Raw genomic sequence first — 1,219 nt, 5'->3', positions numbered from 1 at the left:
TTATGGCAAGTGTCCGATTCTAGCCGCCAATATTGGACACTTAATCTAAAACAGTAGGACTCTTTCGATTTTAAATGCCACATTTTCTGTTCAATTCAATCAGCACTCAAAACTCTAACGTGTGCGAGCGCAAGAGAGCGGGCGGTTACGCCATCCCCCTCTGCCTAGCGTAGCTCATTGCCTACAGTGGGCGCAATCCGATCGCGTTTCACTCAAAAGATAGCTGTCCTCAATAGTGTGTGAAAAACAAGATACCCAACTTTTTAGAAAAATCAGGTATCTAAGTTTTACTCCTCTGGCAAACTATCCAAGCTTATTTACTGAATTTATTGTTTATTAACGTAACTGTGAAATTACGCTTTGAATCCGAGGGTTAGAAAATAATTTTTGAGTATCAGCAATTAAATTTTCACCCCAGAGGTTTTGTTTCAAAAAGCTTATATCAGCGAAGTTTTTGTCTAACTGTAAAGCAGCTTGGGCTAACTTATAGGCTTGTTCTTGTTCCCCTTTCTTATATAAAGCAACTGCAAGAGCTAGATGTGCTTCAGCAGATTTATTATCTAAGTTTATGGCTTGTTGCCATTGTTTAACTGCTTCGTCAATTGCCCCCTGTTCATATTTAATCAAGCCAATATTATTAATACCTGTCAGTAATTTTTCATCTTTAGCTAGTGCTTGATTGTAGTGGGACAGAGCCAAAGTATATTTCTTTTGTGCATGATATATAAAACCACGACCCAGATAGGCAAGAGCATACTGAGGATTAATCTCAAGAGCTTTGTTGAGATCAGCCAGTGCTAAATCCCATTTTTTCTGCTCAGAGTAAAGAATACCCCGTAATAAGTAAGCTTCAGCATACTGAGGATTAATCTTAAGAGCTTTGTTGAGATCAGCCAGTACTAATTCCCATTTTTTCTGCTTAGAGTAAAGAATACCCCGTAATAAGTAAGCTTCAGCATACTGAGGATTAATCGCAATAGCTTTGTTAAGATCAGCCAGTACTAAATCCCATTTTTTCTGCTCAGAGTAAAGAATACCCCGTAATAAGTAAGCTTCAGCATACTGGGGATTAATCGCAATAGCTTTGTTGTAATCAGCAAGAGCTAATTCCCATTTTTTCTGCTCAGAGTAAAGAATACCCCGATTGTAGTAAGCAACAGCATCTTGAGGATTAATCGCAATGGCTTTGTTGTAATCAGCAAGAGCTAATTCCCATTTC

Annotated in this window: 1 protein-coding gene; it reads right to left on the bottom strand. The window is 38.3% G+C overall.

The window, feature by feature from the left end:
* Nucleotides 1-336: 336 nt before the first annotated feature.
* Nucleotides 337-1,219, bottom strand: an 883-nt coding sequence (locus ACM0OY_RS40365; RefSeq protein ID WP_414574293.1) for a tetratricopeptide repeat protein, incomplete at its 5' end; no start/stop codon positions are given.

Origin of the sequence: Nostoc sp. CCY 9925, from assembly GCF_963920935.1 — a bacterium.
In the GTDB taxonomy this organism is placed as follows: Bacteria; Cyanobacteriota; Cyanobacteriia; order Cyanobacteriales; family Nostocaceae; genus Nostoc.
The sequence above is the reverse complement of the archived record's forward strand: the minus strand, read 5'-3'. Positions and strand labels throughout refer to the sequence as shown.